The organism is Herbaspirillum sp. GCM10030257 (genome assembly GCF_042666555.1).
In the GTDB taxonomy this organism is placed as follows: domain Bacteria; phylum Pseudomonadota; class Gammaproteobacteria; order Burkholderiales; family Burkholderiaceae_D; genus Noviherbaspirillum.
Genome location: NZ_JBHTDH010000087.1, coordinates 1 through 2,815, shown reverse-complemented (window position 1 = coordinate 2,815; position 2,815 = coordinate 1). Strand labels below are relative to the sequence as shown.

General features: G+C 51.5%; 1 protein-coding gene and 1 pseudogene. One reads left to right on the top strand and one right to left on the bottom strand.

Going from position 1 to position 2,815, the window contains the following annotated elements:
• Positions 1-658: 658 nt before the first annotated feature.
• Positions 659-1,990, bottom strand: a complete 1,332-nt coding sequence (locus ACFQUU_RS29130) for an ABC transporter substrate-binding protein (RefSeq protein ID WP_382252112.1) — start codon at positions 1,988-1,990, stop codon at positions 659-661.
• A gap of 480 nt (positions 1,991-2,470) precedes the next feature.
• Between ACFQUU_RS29130 and eno the strand changes: the two are divergent.
• Positions 2,471-2,815: pseudogene (eno, locus tag ACFQUU_RS29125) on the top strand (phosphopyruvate hydratase); the annotation flags it as partial.

Below are 2,815 nucleotides of genomic sequence, written 5' to 3'. Positions count from 1 at the left end.
GAATTCTTGTTGAGCACCTCGACCTTGATGTCCGGGTGCTTCTGCTCGAACGCCTTCTTGTAGGTATCCGTGATCTCCTTCGGAAACGACGTGATGATCGTGATCGATGCCGCTTGCACCGAGGCGGTTGACATTAGCAAGGACACAGCTAACGCGTATTTATAGGTTGAATTCATGTCGCCTCCCTCAATTTGTTATGTTTTAACTCGCAAGCTTAATATAAGCTTCTGGCACCTTATATCCAATCATAAATTTTTATGGGCGCAAAATAAAATATGATGGTGCGGAGCATCAATTGCGTTAATACTAAGAACCAACGCTTTAAAGGTGCAGTTTTACCTTGGAAAAAATTTCGTTTATATGCCTAGTAGACCGCCTTTCAACGGCCCTTCGAGCAGCTTCTGAAGGCCCCTTCCCCCTTGCAGGGGCGCCCGGCGTAGGGGGAAGATTGGGATGGGGCGGCCCGCGCAAGGGGTCGTGCGCTCGAAATATAAATTCTATACCTCGAGCCTACCACCCCCACCCTAGCCCTCCCCCTTACAGGAGGAGGGAACCATTCGTTATCGCTTTTGACGACACTAAACGAATGAAACGTTGAAGTAAATCTCCACTCGTTACTCGACACATTGAACTCCTAACCATCTTTATAGAGTTGATACTAAGAGCCTTTCATCGTTATAAGTAACATCGCCTGATAAGTCAGTTCCATCGCCGTTTTATAATTCTTTCTTGCTTTGGCATGCCACAACTGCGCGGTTTCTTCTGTCAATTTATTGTCTTGCGCACTCGCTTGCGATGAATTCTCTTTACCTTGGGCCGACGTGGGTTCCAGGGCCACGGGCGCATACGCGATTTCGCGTGCACGCTTTAGCAGCGCCAATGCACGTTCGTTTGGAAATTCTGCGGCTCTCTTTTCCGCATCGTGGATGCTCTTTGTCGTCGCCTGAAGCTCCGGCAACAGGCTTGTAATGATCTTATCAAACAACGTCGATACCCAGAGTCTCCGTGACTCTGCCAAATTGGTGTCGAAGGTGACTTTGACGCGTCTGGCAACGCCGAAAATATTGGGATAGGTACCTGGAACACTATCCAGCAAGTCTCCATAGGGGAGTACCGGGATTCTGGATATCTTCGGCTCAAGGAGCAGTTCCTGCCCTTTTCTCGATAAGGCAAAAGCCACAAATTTTTTCCCGTCAATCGGGTTCTTCGCACCGGCGATCGCTGCGATACTGGCGGGCACGACCGCGGTGGTCGTTGGGTACACAAAATCGACGGGGAAGCCGCTGTATTTGCCGGAGAGTCCAAAAAAATCAATGACTAGCCCCACGCCGTATTTGCCTTTGTTAACGCCATCCGGCACATCGAAAGAGCGTTCCGTAATTGCCGCGCAATTCCCCGCTATTCTAAGAAGCTGCGACCAGCCGTAGTTCCAGCCTTCGCCTTGCAAGATCGTCTCTACAGTAAGGTGCGTTGTTCCCGAACGTGACGGCGAGCTCATCGCGACGTGACCAAAATAGGTCGACTTGGCCAAATCTTCCCACTGCGAGGGCGCCGGCAAGTTATTGGATTGGACATACCGCTTGTTCCACATGATCCCGTACCCGGACAACGCTTGTCCGTAATAGAATCCATCCGGATCGTCCATCGGATAGCGCCCGATCTTGGGAGGTACTGCGGGATTTCTGGTTTCAGGCGCTTTTTCAAAAAGACGATTTCTCGCCATCAGTTCAAATGCGTCTGGCGCCGATGCCCAGAACACATCCGGACGGTGGCCGAGCTGCGCATCGTTAACGAGCTGGACTGCCGCTTGCGTATTTTTATTGATGAACTCAACATGCGTGTCCGGGTACATGCTTTCAAATGCTTTCTTGTAGACGTCGGTGAGTTCCTTTGGAAAGGATGTCAACACGGTTACCGATGCCGCATTTGCAGCAGCGCTCGTCAACGCGATTACTGCAACTGCACAAATCTTCCTGAAATTGGCCTTCATAACTCCTCCTATTTATCTTTGTTCCAAAAATATAGGACGACAAGCTACGGAACACCAATCAAGAAACTTGATGACGGGACATACAGAACGTGATGAGCTTATCTACTGAGCATTCGGCAAATTAATGACAGAGAAGGGTGCTGCTACTTTCGAGCTCCATCCCAACCTTTCCTTGTCAGACGGGAGCGAACAAGGCTCCTTCCCTCTGATAGGGGGAAGGCTGGGATGGGGGTTGAGTGTGTCAAGTATCTACTGAACTTTCAGTAGTCCGCTTTCGATCTCATAAATTACGCTGACGCCTCTACGGCGTCCCACATGGCCGGTGTAACGCATAACGAACGCTAATGTCCGCAATCACGATTTGCGATTAGATGAATTACCCCCAGCCATTTATAGTGCATTCGCCGTTTGCGCGCTAAGTTTAGTAAAAGGATGGCGCTGCATTGTGCATCCCTTCTCTTCATATACGGAGTAAAGATCATGAGTGCCATCGTTGACATCATTGGCCGCGAAGTAATCGATTCGCGCGGCAATCCTACCGTCGAATGCGACGTCCTGCTGGAATCGGGCGTCATGGGCCGCGCCGCCGTGCCATCGGGCGCCTCCACCGGCTCGCGCGAAGCCATCGAACTGCGTGACGGCGACAAGAGCCGCTATCTCGGCAAAGGCGTGCTCAAGGCCTGCGAAAACATCAATACCGAGATCTCCGAAGCCATCATGGGCCTCGATGCCAATGAGCAGGCCTTCCTCGACCGCACCCTGATCGACCTCGACGGCACCGACAACAAGGCCCGCCTCGGCGCCAATGCCACCCTCGCTGTCTCC